26 protein-coding genes, 1 tRNA gene and 1 pseudogene are annotated in these 22,730 nt (G+C 57.9%); 20 read left to right on the plus strand and 8 right to left on the minus strand.

The features are described from left to right. The first annotated feature begins 62 nt into the window (after positions 1-62). A complete protein-coding gene (locus BK665_RS05705) occupies positions 63-965 on the plus strand; it encodes a siderophore-interacting protein (RefSeq protein ID WP_123403671.1) in 903 nt (300 codons plus the stop codon). Positions 966-1,022: 57 nt separating this feature from the next. Here BK665_RS05705 and BK665_RS05710 read toward each other — a convergent pair whose 3' ends face one another. From BK665_RS05710 to BK665_RS05720, 3 genes are all read right to left on the minus strand, one after another. After that, a complete protein-coding gene (locus tag BK665_RS05710) occupies positions 1,023-1,712 on the minus strand; it encodes an endonuclease (protein WP_123403673.1) in 690 nt (229 codons plus the stop codon). A 4-nt stretch (positions 1,713-1,716) separates the two neighbouring features. Continuing rightward, a complete protein-coding gene (locus BK665_RS05715) occupies positions 1,717-2,007 on the minus strand; it encodes a DUF1654 domain-containing protein (RefSeq protein WP_123403675.1) in 291 nt (96 codons plus the stop codon). 121 nt (positions 2,008-2,128) lie between these two features. Further along, the gene (locus BK665_RS05720) at positions 2,129-3,217 is read right to left on the minus strand and encodes an asparaginase (protein ID WP_123403677.1); all 1,089 of its coding nucleotides are present in this window, start codon (positions 3,215-3,217) and stop codon (positions 2,129-2,131) included. Between the two features lie 344 nt (positions 3,218-3,561). Between BK665_RS05720 and BK665_RS05725 the strand changes: the two genes are divergently transcribed. From BK665_RS05725 to BK665_RS05760, 8 genes are all read left to right on the plus strand, one after another. Beyond that, positions 3,562-4,014 (plus strand): hypothetical protein, encoded by a 453-nt coding sequence (locus BK665_RS05725; RefSeq protein WP_123403679.1) that lies wholly within the window; start codon positions 3,562-3,564, stop codon positions 4,012-4,014. Between the two features lie 186 nt (positions 4,015-4,200). Further along, entirely contained in the window at positions 4,201-5,154 is a 954-nt protein-coding gene (locus BK665_RS05730; protein WP_123403681.1) for a sugar ABC transporter substrate-binding protein, read from the plus strand. Between the two features lie 56 nt (positions 5,155-5,210). Continuing rightward, positions 5,211-6,764 carry a sugar ABC transporter ATP-binding protein gene (locus BK665_RS05735; RefSeq protein ID WP_123403683.1) on the plus strand — a complete coding sequence of 518 codons (1,554 nt, stop codon included), beginning with the start codon at positions 5,211-5,213 and terminating at the stop codon, positions 6,762-6,764. Next, positions 6,761-7,738 carry an ABC transporter permease gene (locus BK665_RS05740; protein WP_123403685.1) on the plus strand — a complete coding sequence of 326 codons (978 nt, stop codon included), beginning with the start codon at positions 6,761-6,763 and terminating at the stop codon, positions 7,736-7,738. Before BK665_RS05735 ends, BK665_RS05740 begins: the two co-directional genes overlap by 4 nt. 3 nt (positions 7,739-7,741) lie before the next feature. Next, positions 7,742-8,761: a LacI family DNA-binding transcriptional regulator gene (locus BK665_RS05745; protein WP_123403687.1), complete on the plus strand. Its 1,020-nt coding sequence runs from the start codon at positions 7,742-7,744 to the stop codon at positions 8,759-8,761. Positions 8,762-8,797: 36 nt separating this feature from the next. Then, positions 8,798-9,715 (plus strand): ribokinase, encoded by a 918-nt coding sequence (gene rbsK / locus BK665_RS05750; RefSeq protein WP_123403689.1) that lies wholly within the window; start codon positions 8,798-8,800, stop codon positions 9,713-9,715. Then, positions 9,712-10,116, plus strand: a complete 405-nt coding sequence (rbsD, locus tag BK665_RS05755) for a D-ribose pyranase (protein ID WP_123403692.1) — start codon at positions 9,712-9,714, stop codon at positions 10,114-10,116. The genes rbsK and rbsD overlap by 4 nt, the downstream gene beginning before the upstream one ends. A 44-nt stretch (positions 10,117-10,160) precedes the next feature. Then, positions 10,161-11,189, plus strand: coding sequence for a nucleoside hydrolase (locus tag BK665_RS05760; protein ID WP_123403694.1), 1,029 nt, complete (start codon positions 10,161-10,163; stop codon positions 11,187-11,189). Between the two features lie 33 nt (positions 11,190-11,222). Here BK665_RS05760 and BK665_RS05765 read toward each other — a convergent pair whose 3' ends face one another. Beyond that, entirely contained in the window at positions 11,223-11,435 is a 213-nt protein-coding gene (locus tag BK665_RS05765; protein WP_123403695.1) for a hypothetical protein, read from the minus strand. 132 nt (positions 11,436-11,567) lie between these two features. Between BK665_RS05765 and BK665_RS05770 the strand changes: the two genes are divergently transcribed. Both BK665_RS05770 and BK665_RS05775 read left to right on the plus strand, forming a co-directional pair. Further along, positions 11,568-11,873 carry a hypothetical protein gene (locus BK665_RS05770; protein ID WP_123403697.1) on the plus strand — a complete coding sequence of 102 codons (306 nt, stop codon included), beginning with the start codon at positions 11,568-11,570 and terminating at the stop codon, positions 11,871-11,873. Between the two features lie 166 nt (positions 11,874-12,039). After that, positions 12,040-12,360, plus strand: coding sequence for an I78 family peptidase inhibitor (locus BK665_RS05775; RefSeq protein ID WP_123403699.1), 321 nt, complete (start codon positions 12,040-12,042; stop codon positions 12,358-12,360). 73 nt (positions 12,361-12,433) lie between these two features. Here the strand turns inward: BK665_RS05775 and BK665_RS05780 are convergent, their stop codons facing one another. Further along, positions 12,434-12,646, minus strand: a complete 213-nt coding sequence (locus BK665_RS05780) for a cold-shock protein (RefSeq protein ID WP_003179963.1) — start codon at positions 12,644-12,646, stop codon at positions 12,434-12,436. A gap of 292 nt (positions 12,647-12,938) precedes the next feature. Further along, positions 12,939-13,241 (minus strand): hypothetical protein, encoded by a 303-nt coding sequence (locus BK665_RS05785; RefSeq protein WP_123403701.1) that lies wholly within the window; start codon positions 13,239-13,241, stop codon positions 12,939-12,941. 374 nt (positions 13,242-13,615) lie between these two features. Here BK665_RS05785 and thrS point away from each other — a divergent pair, with 374 nt between their 5' ends. The 9 genes from thrS to BK665_RS05830 all read left to right on the plus strand — a co-directional run bounded on the left by thrS (position 13,616) and on the right by BK665_RS05830 (position 21,071). Further along, a complete protein-coding gene (gene thrS, locus BK665_RS05790) occupies positions 13,616-15,538 on the plus strand; it encodes a threonine--tRNA ligase (protein WP_123403703.1) in 1,923 nt (640 codons plus the stop codon). Then, entirely contained in the window at positions 15,538-16,089 is a 552-nt protein-coding gene (gene infC / locus BK665_RS05795) for a translation initiation factor IF-3 (protein ID WP_169857083.1), read from the plus strand. Before thrS ends, infC begins: the two co-directional genes overlap by 1 nt. Before the next feature lie 60 nt (positions 16,090-16,149). Continuing rightward, positions 16,150-16,344 carry a 50S ribosomal protein L35 gene (rpmI, locus tag BK665_RS05800; RefSeq protein WP_008145659.1) on the plus strand — a complete coding sequence of 65 codons (195 nt, stop codon included), beginning with the start codon at positions 16,150-16,152 and terminating at the stop codon, positions 16,342-16,344. Positions 16,345-16,371: 27 nt separating this feature from the next. Beyond that, complete coding sequence (rplT, locus tag BK665_RS05805; RefSeq protein WP_007905879.1) at positions 16,372-16,728, plus strand: 50S ribosomal protein L20; 357 nt, start codon at positions 16,372-16,374, stop codon at positions 16,726-16,728. Between the two features lie 109 nt (positions 16,729-16,837). Then, on the plus strand, positions 16,838-17,854 hold the full coding sequence (gene pheS / locus BK665_RS05810) for a phenylalanine--tRNA ligase subunit alpha (RefSeq protein ID WP_123403705.1): 1,017 nt from the start codon (positions 16,838-16,840) through the stop codon (positions 17,852-17,854). A 26-nt stretch (positions 17,855-17,880) separates the two neighbouring features. Beyond that, positions 17,881-20,262, plus strand: coding sequence for a phenylalanine--tRNA ligase subunit beta (gene pheT / locus BK665_RS05815; RefSeq protein WP_123403707.1), 2,382 nt, complete (start codon positions 17,881-17,883; stop codon positions 20,260-20,262). Positions 20,263-20,265: 3 nt separating this feature from the next. Continuing rightward, positions 20,266-20,568, plus strand: a complete 303-nt coding sequence (gene ihfA, locus BK665_RS05820; protein WP_002553164.1) for an integration host factor subunit alpha — start codon at positions 20,266-20,268, stop codon at positions 20,566-20,568. Continuing rightward, positions 20,549-20,905 (plus strand): MerR family transcriptional regulator, encoded by a 357-nt coding sequence (locus BK665_RS05825; protein WP_003179985.1) that lies wholly within the window; start codon positions 20,549-20,551, stop codon positions 20,903-20,905. The genes ihfA and BK665_RS05825 overlap by 20 nt, the downstream gene beginning before the upstream one ends. A gap of 89 nt (positions 20,906-20,994) precedes the next feature. Continuing rightward, positions 20,995-21,071, plus strand: a tRNA-Pro gene (locus tag BK665_RS05830). 57 nt (positions 21,072-21,128) lie between these two features. Here BK665_RS05830 and BK665_RS05835 read toward each other — a convergent pair. Continuing rightward, positions 21,129-21,558: pseudogene (locus tag BK665_RS05835) on the minus strand (site-specific integrase); the annotation flags it as partial. Between the two features lie 230 nt (positions 21,559-21,788). Continuing rightward, positions 21,789-22,664, minus strand: coding sequence for a sterol desaturase family protein (locus BK665_RS05845; RefSeq protein ID WP_123403708.1), 876 nt, complete (start codon positions 22,662-22,664; stop codon positions 21,789-21,791). Positions 22,665-22,730: the final 66 nt, after the last annotated feature.

Consider the following 22,730-nt stretch of genomic DNA (forward strand, 5'->3'; position numbering starts at 1 on the left):
AAGGGCATGGGCAGTGACTCGTATTAAACGTAGTCACTGTCGATTTCCAGAAGGAGCTCCCCATGGCCTCCGCCAATCCTTACAAAATGTTCGACGCCGTCCTGCGACGCAAGCAGACCCTGAGCCCGCACATGATGCGCGTCACCCTGGCCGGCCCGATGGTCACCGAGATGGCCACCTGGGCACCGGATCAACGGGTGAAACTGTTCTTCCCCGCCGAGGACGGATCGCCCGCCAGGCTTGCCCATGACGATGGCTGGTACGCCCGTTATCGCTCCATGCCGGCAGCCCAGCGTCCGGCGATGCGCACTTACACCATTCGTCATTTGCGCGCCGAACAGGGCGAAGTGGACATCGACTTTGTACTGCACGGTGAAACCGGTCCTGCTTCCCGTTGGGCCATTCGTGCGGTGCCGGGGGAGTCGATCCAGATCACCGCGCCGGATCGGCGATTTTCCGCGCAGGACGCTGGCGGTTTCGAATGGAAGCCGCCGCAAGCGCTCAAGCAATTATTGCTGGTCGCCGATGGCACTGCGTTGCCAGCGGCGCTCGGGATTCTCGATGAGTTGGCTGCCTTGGCCGAACCGCCGGTAACCCAGGCTTATTTCGAAGTCGATAGCCTGGACGATGCACTGCCGGTCCCGGACTGGCCGGGGCTTTCGGTGGAGTGGCTGATTCGCGATCACACTGGCGCAGGATCGTTGATGGTCGAGGCTGTAAAACGGGCCAGCCTGCCGTCATCGTCTTCCAATAAACCTGAGTCGGTGGTGCTGGAGGAAGTTAATGTCGACGAGGAAATCCTCTGGGAAACTTCCGAGTCGGCCCACGATGGTTTCTACGGCTGGATCGCCGGCGAGACGGTCGCGGTGATGAGCTTACGCAAATACCTGATCAAGGAACACGGCATTCCCCGGGAGTCGCTCAACCTGATGGGCTACTGGCGCTACAACAAAGTCGGCGGTTAGAAACGAACAAAGGCCTCGGGTTTTGATACCCGAGGCCTTTGTGTTTTCGGCGTTTGCTCAGCCGCAGGCTTTCATGTCCACCGGGCCGACAAACTCGTTGCCGCGCCCCATCACGCACGCCACGCTTTGATTGCGCTGGCGCTCCCAGGTTTGCACCGGGTAGGTTTTGTTCCAGGCCTCGTACAGTTGGCGATCCTGTTTCGACAGCCTCAAACCGTACTGTTTACTCATGTAGAAATAGGTCCGGGCGATCATCCCGCGAATCGACGGCCGGGGCATGACCTTCTTGGCCTTGAAGTCGACTTGAGTCAGGCACGAACCGTATTGGCCCGATTGCACCGGCAGCCAGCCAAAGCTGAAGTTGCTGCGATCACCGTTCACCTCACCGATGCTGGGCACCAGGTTATGCAAATCGGCCTCGGCTTTTTGATAAACCGGGTCATAGCGCGTGCAGTTCTTGCGTCCACCCGACTGCCAGCACTGGCGCTGATGACCAATCTGCCAGGCCGGGACAATGTGCTCCCACTCGATACGGGCGGCACGCTTGGCGCTTTTGCGCGGTACATACCCGCAGGCTGCGAGGTCGACCTTGTTGCCGGTGTATTTGCAGCCGCAATAAAACTCGGTGGATTGCGGGGCGTAGAGCTTCCAGGCGACTTTCTTGGCTTCGTTGAACGTACGGGGCGCGGCAGCCTGGGCGCCCAGGGTGAAGAACAGCAACAGCAAAGCAAAACAGCGGACACTCATTGACTCAATCTTCCTTCGGCACAACCCAGAAAATCTGCACGCCGCCATCGTCGCGATAGGCGAGGGTGACGTTGTCGTTCTCGTCGATTTCTTCGAGCAGGCGCTCCCATTCGTCCACCGGTTCGTCCGGTAAACGGAAAATCAGTGCCGCTTTGGATTTTTGCGCGGTTGGCGAATTGATGATTTTTTGAACGCGCAAACCCATGCGTTCAAAGGAGTCAGGAGAGGCGGAAGTGGAGGCCACGGAATTATCCTTATTAAGCTGTACGGGCATACAGTATTTAACTGTAAGCATTTTCGCAACTGCTTAAAATTCAAGAAAATCCTCTGACAGTGGTTTTTTCCGTTTGCTGTAGGGCGGTTGGCATTTTTTTGTAGGAGAGTTGCCCGACCGCAAACGGTCGGGCGAGGGCAGATCAGTATTCCCAGAACATCCGTTGCAGCTCTTTGCTGTCGTTGGTCTTGGTCAGCGCGACCATGGCCAGGATGCGCGCCTTTTGTGGGTTCAGATCATGGGCCACGACCCAGTCGTACTTATCGTCAGGCTGTTCGGCATTGCGCAGGACAAAACCGCCGGCGTTAACGTGGGACGAGCGAATGATTTGCACGCCGTCCTTGCGCAGGGCTTGCAGGGTCGGCACGACGCGGGAAGACACCGAGCCGTTGCCAGTGCCAGCGTGGATGATCGCTTTGGCGCCGGATTGCGCCAGGGCTTTGTATGCCGTGTCGCTGACGTTGCCGTAGGAATAGGCGATTTCGACGTCAGGCAGGCTCTTGATGGTCTTGATGTCGAACTCCGAATCCATGGTGTGGCGCTTGGCCGGCAGGCGGAACCAGTAGGATTTGCCTTCGACCACCATGCCCAGCGGACCCCAGGCACTTTTGAAGGCCTCAGTCTTGATGTTGATCATTTTGCTGACATCGCGACCGGACTGGATTTCATCGTTCATGGTCACCAGTACGCCTTTGCCCCGGGCTTCTTTGCTGCTGGCCACGGCCACGGCGTTGTACAGGTTGAGCATGCCATCAGCAGACATCGCGGTGCCCGGACGCATGGAGCCGACCACGATGATCGGCTTGTCGGTTTTTTCCACCAGGTTCAGGAAGTAGGCGGTTTCTTCCAGGGTGTCGGTGCCGTGGGTGATGACGATGCCATCGACATCTTTGTTGTCAGCCAATTCCGCTACACGGCGGCCCAGTTGCAACAGGTTGTCGTTGGTGATGCTTTCGGAGGCGATCTGCATGACTTGTTCGCCACGCACGTTCGCCAATTGGCTGAGTTCCGGCACGCCGGCGATCAGTTGCTCAATGCCGACTTTCGCGGCCTGATAAGTGGCGCTGTTGGCTGCACTGGCGCCAGCGCCGGCAATGGTGCCGCCGGTGGCCAGGATCACCACGTTCGCCAGTTTCTGTTGGGTTTCGGCTTCTTTCGCCTGAAGGGCGGTGGGCAGGAGCAGCAGGAGGGCTAAAGCGCCCGGAATAAAGGTGTTGAATGCAGATTTCATTATTTTCTCTCTAGTAGTGACGGTGCTGATGCAGGTTCATCTAGATACGCCCCTGGCTGATCTGAACGCCGGGGGTGTACGAGAGGAGCAGGATCTGTACCAGCCATACTTTGAATGAGGGAAAACTTTAAGTTGATGATTTATATCAGTATTTATAAAGGGTGTAACAAGGTTAAACAATCTGTTGTCCGGGTTTCCGAATACGTTGAGTATTTGTGTTCGGTTCTCCGAAAGAGCCTACGGTTGATGTTGATAAATCGCCTTGCCGGATTTCGAATCGATGCTAAAGAAAGTCGGGCGCCGGTCGATGGTTCTCTAAAGGGATCTATTTTTCAGGAGTTCACATGTCGTTATCAGTCGGTCTTCCCAACGCGGCGGGCGTCACCATTGGCGGCAAATCCGCTGCGACGATCCGTGCGCTTAACGATGCCACGCAGGCCGAGGCAGACAAAGCGCTCGGCACTAAAGAAGACGACGGCAAGGTGGTCAAGACCGGCCCGGTGGGGTTGGATAAAAGCACCGAAACCCAAGCCGCACCCAGCAACCAGAGCGTGGCAGTGAAAATGCTGCTCAAGCGTATGCAGGAGCTGCAACAGCAACTGCGCGAGCAACAACAGCAATTAGCCGCAGCTCAAGCGGCGTCTTATCCGACACCGGAAGTCAAGGCTGCCGCGCTGATGGCGATTCAAGGACAGATCGCCGAGACTAACGGCGCCTTGCTGGAAGTGGCAGCCTCCCTTGTCCAGGAACTGGCCAAGGGTGCCAAAACCGGATCGGTGGTCAACACCACAGCCTGAGGCTTTTGCCAGCTCGGGCACAAAATGGTCGATTCTGCTCGTTGACAAATCCCGGCAGGGTTCGCATAGTTCGGTCTACGCAAACGTTTGCGCGGCATTCACGATGGCCTGATCCATCGACGAACGCCACGAAGCCTGCGCCAGCGCAAGCGTTGCTCACAATAATCATAAGATCGGAGTGAACCCATGAAGCTGCCATTCGCTGGACGTCTTCTCGCTGTCGCTATGCTGGCTGCCGCATCCGCCGCTTTGCCCCTCTCTTCGGCTTTCGCCGATACTGAAAAACCTAAAGTCGCCCTGGTCATGAAATCCCTGGCCAACGAATTCTTCCTGACCATGGAAGACGGCGCCAAGGCCTACCAGAAAGACCATTCCGCCGATTTCGACCTGATCTCCAACGGCATCAAGGACGAAACGGACACCGCCGGCCAGACCCGCATCGTCGAGCAAATGATCCTGGCCAAGGTCAATGCGCTGGTCATTGCGCCGGCTGACTCCAAGGCCATGGTGCCGGTGATCAAGAAAGCCGTCGATGCCGGTATCACCGTGATCAACATCGACAACCAGCTCGACCCGGCCGTGGTCAAGAGCAAGAACATCACCGTTCCCTTCGTAGGCCCGGACAACCGCAAAGGCGCGCGTCTGGTGGGCGAATACCTGGCCAAGCAACTGAAGGCCGGTGACGAAGTCGGCATCATCGAAGGCGTGTCCACCACCACCAACGCCCAACAGCGTACCGCTGGTTTCAAAGACGCGATGGAAGCCGCGAATATCAAGGTTGTGTCCTTGCAGTCCGGTGATTGGGAAATCGACAAAGGCAACAAGGTTGCCGCCTCTATTCTCAGCGAATACCCGGAAGTCAAAGCCCTGCTGGCCGGTAACGACAGCATGGCCGTCGGCGCTGTGTCCGCTGTTCGTGCTGCGGGCAAGGCAGGCAAGGTGCAAGTGGTCGGCTACGACAACATCAACGCCATCAAGCCGATGCTCAAGGATGGTCGTGTCCTGGCTACCGCTGACCAGTTTGCCGCCAAGCAAGCCGTGTTCGGTATCGAGACTGCGCTGAAAATCATCAAGGGCGAGAAAGTCGACAGCGGCACCAACGGTGTGATTGAAACTCCGGTTGAGCTGGTCACCAAGTAGTCCTTCTGGCGACACAACGGTGCTCGCCCGTCCGGGCGAGCGCATGGAGAGTTTTTATGTCAGTTTCCGCCCCGAACGCTGTCCTCTCGGTCAGCGGTATCGGTAAGACCTATGCCCAACCGGTTCTGACCGGCATCGACCTGACGCTGATGCGCGGAGAAGTACTGGCGCTGACCGGTGAGAACGGCGCCGGCAAAAGCACCCTGTCGAAGATCATCGGCGGGCTGGTCACGCCGACCACCGGCCAGATGCAATTCCAGGGTCAGGAATACCGCCCCGGCAGCCGCACCCAGGCTGAAGACCTGGGCATCCGCATGGTCATGCAAGAACTCAATCTGTTGCCGACCCTGTCGGTGGCGGAGAACCTGTTTCTCGACAACTTGCCAAGCAACGGTGGCTGGATCAGTCGCAAGCAACTGCGTAAAGCCGCGATCGAAGCCATGGCCCAGGTCGGCCTCGACGCGATTGACCCGGACACCCTGGTCGGCGAGTTGGGCATCGGTCACCAGCAAATGGTCGAGATCGCCCGCAACCTGATCGGCGATTGCCATGTGCTGATCCTCGACGAACCGACCGCGATGCTCACGGCCCGTGAAGTCGAGATGCTGTTCGAGCAGATCACGCGCCTGCAAGCCCGTGGCGTGTCGATCATCTACATTTCCCACCGCCTCGAAGAACTGGCGCGAGTCGCCCAGCGCATTGCCGTGCTGCGCGACGGCAACCTGGTCTGCGTCGAGCCGATGGCCAACTACAACAGCGAGCAACTGGTCACCCTGATGGTGGGCCGCGAGCTTGGCGAACACATGGACATGGGCGTGCGCAAGATCGGCGCGCCAGCCTTGACGGTCACGGGGTTGACCCGCTCCGACAAGGTTCGTGATGTCTCTTTTGAAGTGCGTGCCGGTGAGATCTACGGCATTTCCGGGCTGATCGGGGCAGGGCGCACCGAGTTGCTGCGCCTGATCTTCGGCGCCGATACGGCCGACAGCGGCACCGTCGCCCTGGGTTCGCCAGCTCAAGTCGTCAACATTCGTTCCCCGGCTGACGCGGTCGCCCATGGCATTGCGCTGATCACCGAGGATCGCAAGGGCGAAGGTCTGCTGCTGACTCAATCGATCAGTGCCAACATTGCCTTGGGCAACATGCCGGTGATTTCCAGTGCGGGCGTCGTCAATAACGGTGACGAGATGGCGCTGGCCCAGCGTCAGATCAGCGCCATGCGCATCCGCAGTTCCAGCCCGACGCAATTGGTGTCCGAGCTGTCCGGCGGCAACCAACAGAAGGTCGTGATCGGCCGTTGGCTGGAGCGTGATTGTTCGGTGATGTTGTTCGATGAGCCGACCCGTGGCATCGACGTCGGCGCCAAGTTCGACATCTATGCCTTGCTCGGCGAATTGACGCGCCAGGGCAAAGCGCTGGTGGTGGTGTCCAGTGACCTGCGGGAACTGATGCTGATCTGCGACCGGATCGGCGTGTTGTCGGCGGGGCGTCTGATCGACACGTTCGAGCGCGACAGCTGGACCCAGGATGATTTGCTTGCCGCCGCTTTTGCCGGCTACCAAAAACGTGATGCGTTGCTCAACGAAGCAGCGCCTAGGGATCTTCCATGAAAACTGCAACGTCTGCCGGTAAACGTAGTGGCAATTTTTACGGCCTCGGCACCTACCTGGGCCTGGCCGGTGCCTTGCTGGCGATGGTCGCGCTGTTCTCGGTGCTGAGCAGCCATTTTCTGTCGTACGACACCTTCAGTACCCTGGCCAACCAGATCCCGGATTTGATGGTATTGGCGGTGGGCATGACCTTCGTGCTGATCATCGGCGGCATCGACCTGTCGGTGGGTTCGGTATTGGCGCTCGCGGCTTCGGCGGTCAGCGTGGCGATTCTGGGATGGGGCTGGAGCGTGTTGCCGGCGGCTTTGCTCGGCATGGCGGTGGCGGCATTGGCCGGGACCATCACCGGCTCGATCACCGTTGCGTGGCGGATCCCGTCGTTCATCGTGTCCCTCGGCGTGCTGGAAATGGCCCGTGGCCTGGCGTACCAGATGACCGGCTCGCGCACGGCTTACATCGGTGACGCCTTTGCGTGGCTGTCCAACCCGATTGCCTTCGGCATTTCGCCGTCGTTCATCATTGCCTTCTTGATCATCATCGTCGCCCAGGCCGTGCTGACCCGCACTGTGTTCGGCCGCTACCTGATCGGCATCGGCACCAACGAAGAAGCGGTGCGTCTGGCCGGGATCAATCCAAAACCCTACAAGATCCTGGTGTTCAGCCTGATGGGCTTGCTGGCGGGTATCGCCGCGTTGTTCCAGATTTCCCGTCTGGAAGCCGCTGACCCGAATGCCGGTTCTGGCCTGGAGCTGCAAGTGATCGCTGCCGTGGTGATCGGCGGCACCAGCCTGATGGGCGGCCGTGGTTCGGTCATCAGTACGTTCTTTGGTGTTTTGATCATCTCGGTATTGGCCGCTGGCCTGGCGCAAATCGGGGCGACCGAGCCGACCAAACGCATCATCACCGGCGCGGTTATCGTGGTGGCGGTGGTACTGGATACTTATCGCAGTCAGCGCGCAAGCCGGCGGACCTGATTCATGGCAACGATCAAGGATGTGGCGGCGCTTGCCGGGATTTCCTACACCACGGTGTCCCATGTGGTGAACAAGACGCGGCCGGTCAGCGAGGAAGTGCGGGTGAAAGTCGAGGCGGCAATCAAAAGCCTCGACTATGTACCCAGCGCCGTCGCCCGGTCGTTGAAAGCGAAAACCACGGCGACCATCGGTTTGCTGGTGCCCAACAGCCTCAACCCGTACTTCGCCGAACTGGCCCGGGGCATCGAGGATTATTGCGAGCGTAACGGCTACTGCGTGATCCTCTGCAACTCCGACGACAATCCGGACAAGCAGCGCAGTTATCTGCGGGTGCTGCTGGAAAAACGCATCGACGGCTTGATCGTGGCCTCGGCCGGTGGCGATGCCGGGCTCGCCGAAGGCCTGGCGGCCGTGCGCACGCCGATGGTGATTGTCGACCGTGGGCTGGACGGCGTGAATGCCGATCTGGTGCGCATCGACCACGAATATGGCGCTTACCTGGCGACCCGGCATCTGCTGGAACTGGGCCATCGGGACATCGCCACCATTGGCGGGCCGGCCGATACCAGCGTGGCGCAGATGCGTCTGGCCGGTTACTGCCGGGCGTTGAAAGAGGCGGGCGTCGAAGTACCTCGTGAGCGCATGCTGGAAAGCGACTTCACCAGCACCGGCGGTTACAACGCGGCGGCGATCCTGCTGGAAAAGAACCCGCCCAGCGCGATTTTTGCCGGTAACGACATGATCGGTATCGGTGTGCTGCGAGCGGCGGCCGAGCGCAATATTCGTGTACCCAGCGAATTGTCGGTGATCGGCTTCGATGACATTCAAATGAGTCGTTATGTTTACCCGGCGCTCACCACCGTGGGCCAGTCGATCCTGCAACTGGGGGAAATGGCCGCCGAAGTGCTGTTGCGCAGGATTGCCACGCCGGCCCTGGCCACCGATCAACGGATCGTGACCCCCAGTATTGTCTTGCGCGAGTCGACGGCGCCGTTGGCCGGTGTGTTTGCCGAGTTTCGTTGAAATAGCGCTGAAAACCGAATTAATGAGTAGTGACGTATGCCAGCAAAAGTAGTGGTAATAGGCAGCCTGAACATGGACCTGGTGACCCGGGCACCCCGGCTGCCACGCGGCGGTGAAACGCTGATCGGTCAGTCGTTCACCACCGTTTCTGGTGGCAAGGGAGCGAACCAGGCCGTGGCTGCTGCGCGACTGGGCGCCGAGGTGTCGATGGTCGGCTGCGTCGGCACCGATGCCTATGGTCAAGAGTTGCGCGGCGCGTTATTGGCCGAGCAGATCGATTGCCAGGCCGTCAGCATCGTCGACGGCGCCAGCGGCGTGGCCCTGATTGTGGTCGATGACAACAGCCAGAACGCGATCGTGATCGTGGCGGGCGCCAACGGGGCGTTGACCGCCGAGGTGATCGACCGTTTCGACGCGGTGCTGCAAGCGGCGGACGTGATCATCTGCCAGTTGGAAGTGCCGGACGCCACGGTCGGTCATGCGCTCAAGCGCGGCCGTGCGCTGGGCAAGACTGTGATTCTCAATCCGGCGCCGGCCAGTCGTCCGTTGCCCGCGGATTGGTATGCGGCCATCGACTACCTGATCCCCAACGAGAGCGAAGCGTCGGCCCTGAGCGGGTTGTCGGTGGATTCCCTGGAAACTGCCGAAACGGCCGCCACCCGATTGATCGGCATGGGCGCTGGCAAGGTGATCATCACCCTCGGTGCCCAAGGCTCGCTGTTTGCCAACGGCACAGGCTTCGAACATTTCCCGGCACCGACTGTTAAGGCCGTTGATACGACGGCGGCCGGTGACACTTTTGTCGGCGGTTTCGCCGCAGCGTTGGCGTCCGGCAAAACCGAGGCCGAGGCCATTCGTTTCGGCCAGGTTGCCGCGGCGCTGTCAGTCACCCGAGCCGGTGCGCAACCTTCGATTCCCAACTTGTCCGAAGTACAGGCCTTTAAAACACCATGAAAAAGACACCTTTGCTCAACGTCGCGCTGTCGCGGCTGATCGCGTCCCTGGGCCATGGCGACATGGTGGTGATTGGCGATGCCGGTCTGCCGGTGCCGCCGGGTGTAGAACTGATCGACCTGGCCCTGACCCACGGGATTCCGGATTTCGTCAGCACTTTGAAAGTGGTGCTCAGCGAAATGCAGGTCGAAAGTCATGTGCTGGCCCAGGAAATCCTCGACAAGCAACCGGCGGCCCTGGCGTCCCTGAATCAACTGAATACCGAAGGTGCGCTGGGCAAGCGCGAGCTGCTCAGCCATGACCAATTCAAAATCCTCAGCCGCCAGGCGCGGGCGATTGTGCGTACAGGTGAATGTTCGCCGTACTGCAACATCGTGCTGGTGTCCGGGGTGACGTTCTAACTCGCTGTATCCCTTTCTGCTGTCCCACGCACAAGGAGTGCGCTATGCACCGCTATGCTCAGAAACTGCATCATCTGCTCCGGAGTCTGCTGCTTTTGTCCCTGATAACCGCAACAAGCGCCCAGGCGGCGGAAAAGATCGACTTGATCATCGACACCGACCCGGGTGCCGACGACGTGGTTGCCTTGCTGTTTGCCCTGGCCTCGCCGGAAGAACTGAACATTCGCGCACTGACCACCGTCGCCGGCAACGTGCGCCTGGACAAGACCTCGCGTAATGCGCGCCTGGCCCGCGAGTGGGCAGGGCGCGAAGAGGTGCCGGTCTACGCGGGTGCGCCGAAGCCGCTGATGCGCACGCCGATCTACGCCGAGAACATCCATGGCAAGGAAGGCCTGTCGGGTGTCACCGTGCACGAGCCGAAGAAAGGCCTTGCCGAAGGCAATGCGGTCAATTACTTGATCGATACCTTGAAAAAAGCCAAGCCCCACAGCATCACCATCGCCATGCTCGGTCCACAGACCAACCTGGCCCTGGCGCTGATTCAGGAACCTGAAATCGTCCAGGGCATCAAGGAAGTGGTGATCATGGGCGGTGCGCACTTTAATGGCGGCAACATCACCCCGGTGGCCGAGTTCAACCTGTTCGCTGACCCACAGGCTGCTGAAGTGGTGCTCAAGAGCGGCGTGAAGCTGACCTACCTGCCGCTGGACGTGACCCACAAGATCCTCACCAGCGACGCACGCCTGAAGCAGATTGCCGCGCTCAACAATCATGCCGGCAAGATCGTGGGCGATATTCTCAATGAGTACGTCAAGGGCGACATGGAGCACTACGGCATCCCGGGTGGCCCGGTGCATGACGCCACTGTTATCGCCTACCTGCTTAAACCGGAGCTGTTCACCGGTCGTTCGGTCAACGTGGCGATCGACAGCCGCGAAGGCATCACGTTTGGCCAGACCGTCGTCGACTGGTATGACGGCCTGAAAGCTCCGAAGAATGCATTCTGGGTCGAGAACGGCGACGCCCAGGGCTTCTTCGACCTGCTGACCCAGCGTCTGGCTCGCCTGAAGTAAGCGCTACACCCGCAGGTGCCAGCCTGCGGGTTTTTATTCCCTGCCTGAGTCAACCACGCCGAGATAGTCAGCCGGGTATTTCTCGAATACCTGGGCGATGAATGATTGCGCGGCTTGCGTTCCCAGTTCCTTGACCAACAGATCGATCCCTATGATTGCCAGCTCCTCCGGGTTTCCGGGGCTGTAAGAGCTGTGGGCCTGTGCCCACTTGGCTTTGATGTCGGCGTCGATAGTTACGGTGGTCATGATGGCGCTCGTGAAGTCGGAAAAGTCTGAACGCCGAGTTAACCATTTTGCGCGGCATTTGGCACTCCGACTTAGGCATGAGGGGAGGGCTATGCGACACTTGGTCTTTGATGGATTTTCAAGGACCGCGCTGTGCAGATCGATTTGAACACCCCTGACGGTTTGACCCTTGAGGCCGTGCGCCAGTTACTGGCTTCTGCCAGCGATGACGAACACACCCAGTTGCGCGTGACCAAGGCCGGCATCGCCTACATTTCGTCGGGCGTGGTGGGCGGCACCGACATCGGTGGGCTGTTGTTTCGTCTGGAGACGTGGGCAAAGGGCTCGGGGTATGTGGGAAATGTCGCGGCCAGTGATGAGGTCTGGGTCATGCAGATCTTCAATGCGCTGAAAGAGAACTGGCCGACCCCGCCGTTCGACTACATCGATATCTATTGAGTGCTGTTCATATCCAGTCACTATTCAGGGATGAACGATACGGCCATGCTCAGGCAAACTCGCGGATTGTCCGGATCGAGGGCAGGGCGCTAGCGCTACCTGTGAAACCAAACGCCGGAATAGCGGTCGCACGAACTCAGCTTAACTATTGAATAAAGGAGGCTTCATGCCTTGGAAGCTCGCGTCATTGGGTACTTTGCTGGCCGTTGCCATGCTGGCCGGTTGCAGCACTCCCTCCACCGAGTCGGCAACAAAGGACCCTGTGGTGACCGACACCGGCCATAGCCGTTGTGATTCAGAGGCGGCGCAATTCACCATCGGTAAAAAGGCCTCGCCAGAACTGCTGGAACAGGCACGTACTCGCGCAGGCGCGCAGAATGCCCGGATCCTCAAGCCCGACGATATGGTGACCATGGAATACCGTTCCGATCGCCTGAACCTGAACACCGATGACAACCTGGTGATCACGCGCGTCAACTGCGGCTGATCGCTGTACCGCTTTTGTTTCGCCCATAAAAAACCCCGTCACATGGACGGGGTTTTTTTAGTGCGCCAGAAACTTACTCTGGGCGAACTTGTGCAGCTTGCATACCCTTTTGGCCTTTCTCAGCCACGAAGGAAACGGTCTGGCCTTCTTTCAGGCTTTTGAAACCGTCGCTTTCGATAGCTTTGAAGTGTACGAACAGGTCGTCACCGCCACCTTGAGGAGTGATGAAGCCGAAGCCTTTTTCATCGTTGAACCATTTAACGGTGCCGGTTTGGCGATTAGACATGGTGTATCTCCAAGAAACATATATTTTCAGTAGTACTGTGCTGCTCAGGCCAACTGGGCACACGGGACTATCATAGTCGAAATGTACGGTTTGGGAGCCCCCCACAGGGACTGTTTGCCCTTCAACCGGGCTTTCTTTGCCGTCCGATCAGGCTGAAAGCCCCGATTTAAAAGGCTTTCAGCCGAAAGTAAAGACGATAAAAAAAGCTGTAAAACCTGCATAAATTGTACGAAAAAGGGCATTTCGGAGGCTTTTCACGGGCCGCTGGGGCCTTCAAAGCGTCTTTTTGGGCTTATTTTTTCGTCTTGGGATCGGCTTTGCAGGTGGAGATTTGGGTCAGTGCTTTGCGTTGCAGCGCTTCATCGGCTTTGTTGTCCATCAGGGCCTGAAGGTCTTTGGCCGGGTACGACTTGATCGCGTCGGCGCCACACGCGCAGTGAGCTTTTGCCGCGGCGGCACCAATCTGAGGTGTCGCAGCCTGGGTGCACTGCGCCATGTATTTCTCGCGCTCACCCTTTGGCCAATCGGCATGGGCGCTCAGCGGCAGCAACAGGACGAAGGGTGCGACTACCGCGAATAAGGTATTCAGACGCATGCTCAGATGCTCCTTGTGGGTCAATGTCTTGATATCAGAGGGGGGAAGCGGGGTTCAAGTTCAGCACTCTGGCATAAAAACGGCCGATTTGCCGCAGCAGAAAACCTCGCTACCGCGACGACCGTTCATCTGTGCTAGCATGCCTCGCTCGGGCTTTTGCGGGCATCGGACGACTTTCAGTCCCGGTAGCGGCAGAGGCACGAATAACCCTGATTTGAATCCCAGTCACTCTGGTTCGGTTTTCCGGTTGGCCGCAAGGCTCCTGCCGCTGTAAGGCAGGCGTTCGTCATTGAATGGCCTGGATCGGATCTTGTACTGGCTCATCCCAACCCACGTGACCTTTGGTAGGGGTCACCACTAGGAGAGGAGGCGCCATGCCAACTATTACTCTTCCCGACGGCAGTCAACGTTCATTCGATCACCCGGTTTCCGTAGCCGAGGTCGCCGCATCCATTGGTGCTGGCCTGGCCAAAGCCACCGTGGCCGGCAAGGTCAATGGCAAGCTGGTTGACGCCAGCGACATCATCGACAGCGATTCCACGCTGCAAATCATTACGCCAAAGGATGAAGAGGGGCTGGAGATCATTCGCCACTCTTGCGCCCACCTGGTTGGCCATGCGGTCAAGCAGCTGTACCCGACGGCCAAGATGGTCATCGGCCCGGTCATCGACGAAGGCTTCTATTACGACATCGCCTTCGAGCGTCCTTTCACTCCGGACGACCTGGCCGCGATCGAACAGCGCATGCAGCAGCTGATCGAGAAAGATTACGACGTGATCAAGAAAGTCACTCCGCGCGCCGAAGTGATCGAAGTGTTCAAGGCCCGTGGCGAAGACTACAAGTTGCGCCTGGTCGAGGACATGCCGAACGAGCAGGCCATGGGCCTGTATTATCACGAAGAATACGTCGACATGTGCCGCGGCCCGCACGTGCCGAACACTCGCTTCCTGAAATCCTTCAAACTGACCAAGTTGTCCGGCGCCTACTGGCGTGGCGATGCCAAGAACGAGCAATTGCAGCGCGTCTACGGCACCGCCTGGGCTGACAAGAAGCAGTTGGCGGCTTACATCCAGCGCATCGAAGAAGCGGAAAAGCGCGATCACCGCAAGATCGGCAAGCGCCTGGGCCTGTTCCACACCCAGGAAGAGTCGCCGGGCATGGTGTTTTGGCACCCGAACGGCTGGACCCTGTACCAGGTGCTCGAGCAGTACATGCGCAAGGTGCAGCGCGACAACGGCTACCTGGAGATCAAGACTCCGCAAGTCGTTGACCGCAGCCTGTGGGAGAAATCCGGGCACTGGGCCAACTACGCCGACAATATGTTTACCACGCAGTCGGAAAACCGCGACTACGCCATCAAGCCGATGAACTGCCCGTGCCACGTGCAGGTGTTCAATCAAGGCCTGAAGAGCTACCGCGAGTTGCCGATGCGCCTGGCCGAATTCGGTGCCTGCCACCGTAACGAGCCATCCGGTGCCCTGCACGGCATCATGCGTGTGCGTGCATTCACTCAGGACGACGCCCACATCTTCTGCACCGAAGAGCAGATGCAGGCCGAATCCGCTGCGTTTATCAAGCTGACCATGGACGTTTATGCCGACTTCGGCTTTAAAGAAGTCGAGATGAAGCTGTCCACTCGTCCGGAAAAACGCGTCGGCTCCGACGAATTGTGGGATCGCGCAGAAGCTGCCTTGGCTGCAGCCCTTGACAGCGCTGGCCTGCCGTACGATTTGCAGCCGGGCGAAGGGGCGTTCTACGGTCCGAAGATCGAATTCTCACTGAAAGATTGCCTCGGCCGCGTCTGGCAGTGTGGTACTCTGCAGCTCGATTTTAACCTGCCTGTCCGTCTGGGAGCCGAATACGTCTCCGAAGACAACAGTCGCAAGCACCCGGTTATGTTGCACCGGGCGATCCTGGGCTCCTTCGAACGTTTTGTCGGAATCCTGATCGAGCACTACGAGGGCGCGTTCCCTGCGTGGCTGGCTCCGACCCAGGCAGTGATCATGAACATCACTGATAAACAGGCTGATTTCGCCGCTGAGGTTGAAAAAACTCTCAACGAAAGCGGATTTCGTGCCAAGTCTGACTTGAGAAATGAAAAGATCGGCTTTAAAATCCGCGAGCATACTTTGCTCAAGGTTCCTTATCTCTTGGTTATCGGAGATCGGGAAGTCGAGATGCAGACTGTCGCTGTGCGTACTCGTGAAGGTGCTGACCTGGGCTCGATGCCCGTCGCCCAATTCGCTGAGTTCCTCGCTCAAGCGGTTTCCCGGCGTGGTCGCCCAGATTCGGAGTAATTACTATTAAGCGTGAAATGAGACAAGATAAACGAGCTGCACCGAAAGCCCCGATCAACGAGAATATCTCGGCACGCGAGGTTCGGTTAATTGGGGCTGAGGGTGAGCAGCTTGGGATTGTGTCAATTGAAGACGCGCTTCTTAAGGCTGAAGAGGCCAAACTGGATTTGGTGGAAATTTCCGCCGATGCAGTACCCCCTGTTTGCAAACTGATGGACTACGGCAAATCGATCTTCGAAAAGAAGAAGCAGATTGCCGCAGCCAAGAAAAACCAGAAGCAGATCCAGGTTAAAGAAATCAAGTTTCGTCCAGGGACGGAGGAAGGGGATTACCAGGTAAAACTGCGCAACCTGGTACGTTTCCTGAGTGATGGGGACAGGGCCAAGGTATCCTTGCGATTCCGCGGCCGTGAGATGGCCCACCAGGAGCTGGGGATGGAACTCCTCAAGCGAGTTGAAGGTGACTTGCTCGAGTACGGTTCGGTCGAACAGCATCCTAAGATGGAAGGACGCCAGCTGATCATGGTCATCGCCCCGAAAAAGAAGAAGTAATCAATAGGGCACGGCAGGCCTTCTGATTATGTTTATCAACTGAATGCGGAGTATCCGAACATGCCAAAAATGAAAACTAAAAGTGGTGCTGCTAAGCGGTTTCTGAAAACTGCTAACGGTATCAAGCACAAGCACGCTTTCAAGAGCCACATCCTGACTAAAATGTCGACCAAGCGTAAGCGTCAACTGCGCGGTAGCAGCTTGCTGGCACCGTGTGACGTGGCAAAAGTCGAGCGCATGCTGCGCCTTCGTTAATTTAGTCAAGAATAGAGGAAGTAACTCATGGCTCGTGTAAAGCGTGGCGTCATTGCCCGTAAACGTCACAAAAAAATTCTGAAACTTGCTAAAGGCTACTACGGCGCTCGCTCGCGCGTATTCCGTGTTGCCAAGCAAGCGGTAATCAAGGCAGGCCAATACGCCTACCGTGACCGTCGTCAGAAAAAACGTCAGTTCCGCGCTCTGTGGATCGCTCGTATCAACGCTGGTGCACGTATCAACGGTCTGTCCTACAGCCGTTTCATCGCCGGCCTGAAAAAAGCGTCCATCGAGATCGACCGTAAGGTTCTGGCTGATCTGGCAGTGAACGAAAAAGCGGCGTTTGCTGCGATTGTCGAGAAAGCTAAAGCCACCTTGGCTTAAGTACCCCCGACAGTCACCCGGCCTCACCTCTGTGGGGCCAGGTGTTAAACGTCATAAATAGGGGAAGAGCCTTCAAGCTCTTCCCCTATTTTGTATCTGGAGTCTGTACATGGAAAACCTGGACGCGCTGGTCGCTCAAGCTCTAGAGGCTGTGCAAAGCGCTGAAGATATCAATGCCCTGGAGCAAATCCGGGTTCACTACCTTGGCAAGAAGGGCGAATTGACTCAGGTGATGAAGACCCTGGGGAATTTGCCGGCAGAAGAGCGTCCGCAAGTCGGCGCCCTGATCAACGTTGCCAAGGAGCGTGTCACAGAGGTTCTCAATGCGCGCAAGGCACTGTTTGACGAGGCTGATCTAGCCGCCAAACTGTCCGCCGAGTCGATTGACGTGACCCTGCCTGGCCGCGGCCAGACCTCCGGTGGTTTGCATCCGGTTACCCGGACTCTGGAACGCATCGAACAGTTCTTTACCCACATTGGCTACGGCATCGCCGAAGGCCCTGAGGTCGAAGACGACTACCACAACTTTGAAGCGCTCAACATCCCAGGCCATCACCCGGCCCGGTCGATGCATGACACCTTCTATTTCAATGCCAACATGTTGCTGCGCACCCATACCTCGCCGGTACAGGTCCGCACCATGGAATCGAAACAACCGCCGATCCGCATCGTCTGCCCAGGCCGTGTGTATCGCAGCGACTCCGATATCACCCACTCGCCGATGTTCCACCAGGTCGAAGGCCTGCTGGTCGACCGCGATATCAACTTCGCCGATCTGAAAGGCACCATCGAGGAATTCCTGCGGGTGTTCTTCGAGAAAGAACTGGCCGTGCGTTTCCGTCCTTCGTACTTCCCGTTCACCGAGCCATCCGCTGAAGTCGACATGGAATGCGTGATGTGCAGCGGTAAAGGCTGTCGCGTCTGCAAACAGACAGGCTGGCTGGAAGTCATGGGCTGCGGCATGGTTCACCCGAACGTGCTGCGCATGTCCGGGATCGACCCGGAAGAGTTCTCGGGCTTTGCCTTCGGCATGGGCGTTGAGCGTCTGGCCATGCTGCGTTACGGCGTGAACGACTTGCGTCTGTTCTTCGACAACGACTTGCGGTTCCTCGCGCAATTTCGCTAGTCGTAATGAATTCTTAGGAGAGCAGGATGAAATTCAGTGAACAATGGCTGCGTGGCTGGGTTAGCCCGCAGGTAAGTCGTGACGAGCTGGTTGCTCGTCTGTCGATGGCCGGTCTTGAGGTCGATAGCGTTACGCCGGCCGCCGGCGAATTCACCGGTGTGGTGGTGGGCGAGGTGTTGAGCACCGAGCAGCACCCGGACGCCGACAAGTTGCGGATTTGCCAGGTCAGCAATGGCTCGGAGACTTTCCAGGTCGTTTGCGGAGCGCCTAACGTGCGCCCGGGCCTGAAGATTCCGTTCGCCATGATTGGTGCTGAACTGCCGGGCGACTTCAAGATCAAGAAAGCCAAGCTGCGTGGCGTTGAGTCCAACGGCATGCTGTGCTCCCAGGCCGAGCTGCAAGTCGGCGAAGGCAACGATGGCCTGATGGAATTGCCGGTCGATGCACCGGTCGGTCAGGACATCCGTGAATACCTCGGCCTGGACGACGCCAGCATTGAGGTCGACCTGACCCCGAATCGCGGCGACTGCTTGTCCCTGGCCGGTCTGGCCCGTGAAGTCGGCGCGTTGTACAACGCCGAAGTCACCCGTCCGGTTGTGGCTGCCGTGCCAGCCGTGCACGATGAAGTGCGTTCGATCGAAGTCCTGGCGCCGGCGGCTTGCCCGCGTTACCTGGGCCGAGTGATCCGTAACGTCGACCTGTCCAAGCCGACACCGCTGTGGATGGTCGAGCGATTGCGTCGTGGCGACGTGCGCAGCATCGACGCTGCCGTGGACATCACCAACTACGTGATGCTGGAACTGGGTCAACCGCTGCACGCGTTCGACCTTGCCGAAATCAACGGCGGCATCCGCGTACGCATGGCCGAAGAAGGCGAGAAACTGGTACTGCTCGACGGTCAGGAAGTCAGCCTGCGTAGCGATACGTTGGTGATTGCTGACCATACCCGCGCCCTGGCCATTGCCGGCGTGATGGGTGGCGAGCACAGTGGCGTCAACACCGCGACCACTCGCGACGTGTTCCTCGAAAGCGCGTTCTTCGACCAGATTGCTGTCGCAGGCAAGGCCCGTTCCTACGGCCTGCACACCGACGCTTCGCACCGCTACGAGCGTGGCGTTGACTGGCAACTGGCCCGTGAAGCCATGGAGCGTGCCACTGGCCTGCTGCTGGAAATCACTGGCGGCGAAGCCGGCCCGATCACCGAAACAGTGAGCGAGCAGCACCTGCCGAAAATCGCCCCGGTGACCCTGCGTGCGCAGCGCATCTCCCAAATGTTGGGCATGGAAATGGATCCGGTCGAAGTCGAGCGTCTGCTCAACGGCTTGGGCCTGACCGTTTCCGCCGATGGGGCAGGGCAGTGGCGCGTAGAAGTGCCAAGCCATCGCTTCGATATCAGCCTGGAAGTTGACCTGATCGAAGAATTGGCCCGTCTGTACGGTTACAACCGTCTGCCGGTTCGCTACCCGCAAGCGCGCCTGGCACCGCAAGCCAAGGCCGAAGCCCGTAGCGATCTGCCTGAGCTGCGCCGTCTGCTGGTGGCCCGTGGTTATCAGGAAGCGATCACTTACAGCTTCATCGATCCGAAACAGTTCGAGTTGTTTAATCCCGGGGTAGAACCGCTGCTGTTGGCCAACCCGATTTCCAATGACATGGCTGCCATGCGTTCGTCCCTATGGCCAGGCTTGGTCAAGGCGCTTCAGCACAACCTGAATCGTCAGCAGGATCGCGTCCGCCTGTTCGAAAGCGGACTGCGTTTCGTCGGTCAGCTGGATGGTCTGAAGCAAGAGCCGATGCTGGCCGGTGTTGTGTGCGGTAGCCGGTTGCCGGAAGGCTGGGCGCAAGGTCGCGATGTCGTGGACTTCTTCGACGTCAAGGCTGACGTGGAAGCGGTATTGGGCTTCGCCGGCGCGCTGGATTCGTTCACGTTCGTACCGGGCAAACACCCGGCGCTGCATCCGGGCCAGACCGCGCGCATCGAGCGTGAAGGTCGTCTGGTGGGTTACGTGGGTGCGATTCATCCTGAATTGTCGAAAACGCTCGGTCTCGATCGTCCGGTTTTCGTTTTCGAGCTGGTTCTGGCCGAAGTGGCGTTGGGGAAAATGCCTAAATTCCAGGAGTTGTCGCGCTTTCCTGAAGTGCGTCGTGACCTTGCGCTGATCGCCGAAAAAGACGTCGCCGCCAGCGCCGTACTGGACGTAATCCGTGAAAATGCAGGGGAATGGCTGACGGACCTCAGGCTATTTGACGTGTATCAGGGTAAAGGCATTGATCCTGATAGAAAAAGCCTCGCAGTTGGCTTGACCTGGCAGCATCCATCGCGCACTCTTAATGACGATGAGGTGAATAACACGACGCAAAATATCCTCACCTCGCTCGAACAAAGGTTGAACGCCACGTTAAGGAAGTGACGTATGGGGGCTCTGACGAAAGCTGAGATGGCGGAACGTCTGTATGAAGAGCTGGGCCTGAATAAACGGGAGGCCAAGGAATTGGTCGAGCTGTTTTTTGAAGAAATCAGGCACGCTCTTGAAGACAACGAACAGGTCAAATTGTCCGGTTTCGGCAATTTCGACCTTCGGGACAAACGCCAGCGGCCTGGCCGCAATCCGAAAACGGGTGAAGAAATCCCGATCACGGCTCGCCGTGTGGTCACCTTTCGTCCAGGGCAGAAGTTGAAGGCCCGAGTTGAGGCTTATGCTGGAACCAAGTCATAACGACGAGCTACCCGTCATCCCAGGCAAACGCTACTTCACCATTGGTGAAGTCAGCGAGCTGTGTGCGGTAAAACCACACGTGCTGCGCTATTGGGAGCAGGAGTTTCCTCAACTCAACCCCGTCAAACGCCGCGGAAACCGCCGGTATTATCAGCGCCAAGACGTGCTGATGATCCGGCAGATCCGCGCGCTCCTTTATGATCAAGGGTTCACCATCGGCGGCGCGCGCCTGCGTTTGTCCGGCGATGAAGCCAAAGATGACACCACTCAATACAAACAAATGATTCGGCAGATGATTGCTGAATTGGAAGACGTGTTGGTTGTACTCAAGAAATAATTTCCTGCGTTTGAATACTTCCAGTTTTCAAAAGCTTGCGATATATTCTTGAGCGTTCCTCGAGATGAGGAACGAGTTTCACGCCTAGTCGGGGCGTAGCGCAGTCCGGTAGCGCACTAGCATGGGGTGCTAGGGGTCGAGTGTTCGAATCACTCCGTCCCGACCATATAATTCAGTAACTTAGCCGAACTCTAACCAGTTCGGCTTTTTTACGCGTAGGGACTTATGCGGGGGGGCATCCCGTTTTCCTCCTCAGTATGGTCAGGGCCGGTCCTCGCGAATCGGTAGCTGACACTTTGTTCGCCGCGCGCTTCCTGGCCTTTCTCCAAGCCGAATCGTTCATCCGGTGCATGGCCGTGGCCCCAAACTGATCTGGTTATCCGTAGGGGAAGACCAGTTCTGTGTGGGCCGCGTTGCTTGTCGATGATATTCATGGTCACCTTGTTCAGGATCACCAGGCGCTCATCGCCGTTCTTCACCCCTGCTTTTTCACTCCGCCCGCCGAATCCGGCAGGTATTAGAAACACGCTGGTGTTCAGTTCGGGCACGCGCATCTCCCAATCCCACCGCAACTTGCACACTTCCTGTTCCCGGCAACCGCTGTTCACCTTGTAGAGGGCCATCCTCAGCAGGTGATCCGGCAGCTCGAAAAACGGGCCACGCCCGCGATATTTCTGGCCGTCACCGTACCGCTACGTACGCCCGAGTTTGCGTGGTTCTGGAATTCGCGCAACCTGAATGCATTGGCTGATGCTGGCGACTTCGTTGGCATCACCCAGCGCAATAACGGCGGAGTCAACAGACTGGCCGAGCGCCAAGCCTGCAGCCTCCGTCGAGCTCTCTCCAGCTTCTGGACGGACTGTTCTCGACATTCGAGCCGGGATCATTGCCGATCAAGCAGCCCTGAAGGCGCTTCAGGCGTATGTGCGAGAAGTGTGCTTGCGGTAGCACTTTCATTTCGCCATGACAAAAAGACTTGCTTGAGCGGATTTTGAGGGGAGACATCATCTCGAACGCCCGTTTCCACCCATTCTTTCTTTTTTGGTAGTCGTAGCGTGCCAAACATAAGGTCTAAAACCGGAAAGAACGCTGCATAGTTTGAGTTGTGATATTGAGCGTCTTTTCCGTGATGCAGTCTGTGCCATTGTGGGCCTGAGATTACCCGGGTGAGGGGCCCCAATGAGAAACGGACATTCGCATGATTGAAGTAGCCCCAGCCACTGAACAATAGCAATGAGCCTAGATAGGGAACCATGTTTCCCCCGCAAATTATTACGGTAGGTATGTGCCCAAGAAAATGGCCGATTAATGCACCCCCTACGCTCTGGCGTAGAGCGGTTGAGGCATTCATGTGCGCATCGCTGTGATGCACCCTATGGAATGCCCACAGGGCAGCATTTTTGTGCTCAAGTCGATGGGTCCAGTATTGGAAAAAGTCCCAAATGAATGCATAGATGAGAGTGGCAAGGATGCCGCCGACTATGCCTTTTGATTGCCAATCCGGCACCATGCGCTCAATCAGTGGAATGCTCGGCAAGAGTTGCGCGCATCGATTTAATACCGGGGCCGCAAAAGCTAAGCCGATTAGCAATAAAATGAAAACTTTGATGTTGTGCCACCTACCGCCTAAACCGGAGTCGGCTACTGCGGGCCTCCACCACTCAAATAACCAAACGCCACCCGTCATCATGACTGCGAAGATCACTTCCTTAGCGTTGCCTTGGAACACCTGGATGATGTACTGCAAAAAGTCGTTCATCGTTGCCCCATTTTTGTGGGCGAGTCTACAGAGACTCAGCTTGCCAGGTCCAATGCGATCAAGGGC

The sequence above is a fragment of the Pseudomonas frederiksbergensis genome (assembly GCF_003732665.1).
Classification (GTDB): Bacteria; Pseudomonadota; Gammaproteobacteria; order Pseudomonadales; family Pseudomonadaceae; genus Aquipseudomonas; species Aquipseudomonas frederiksbergensis_G.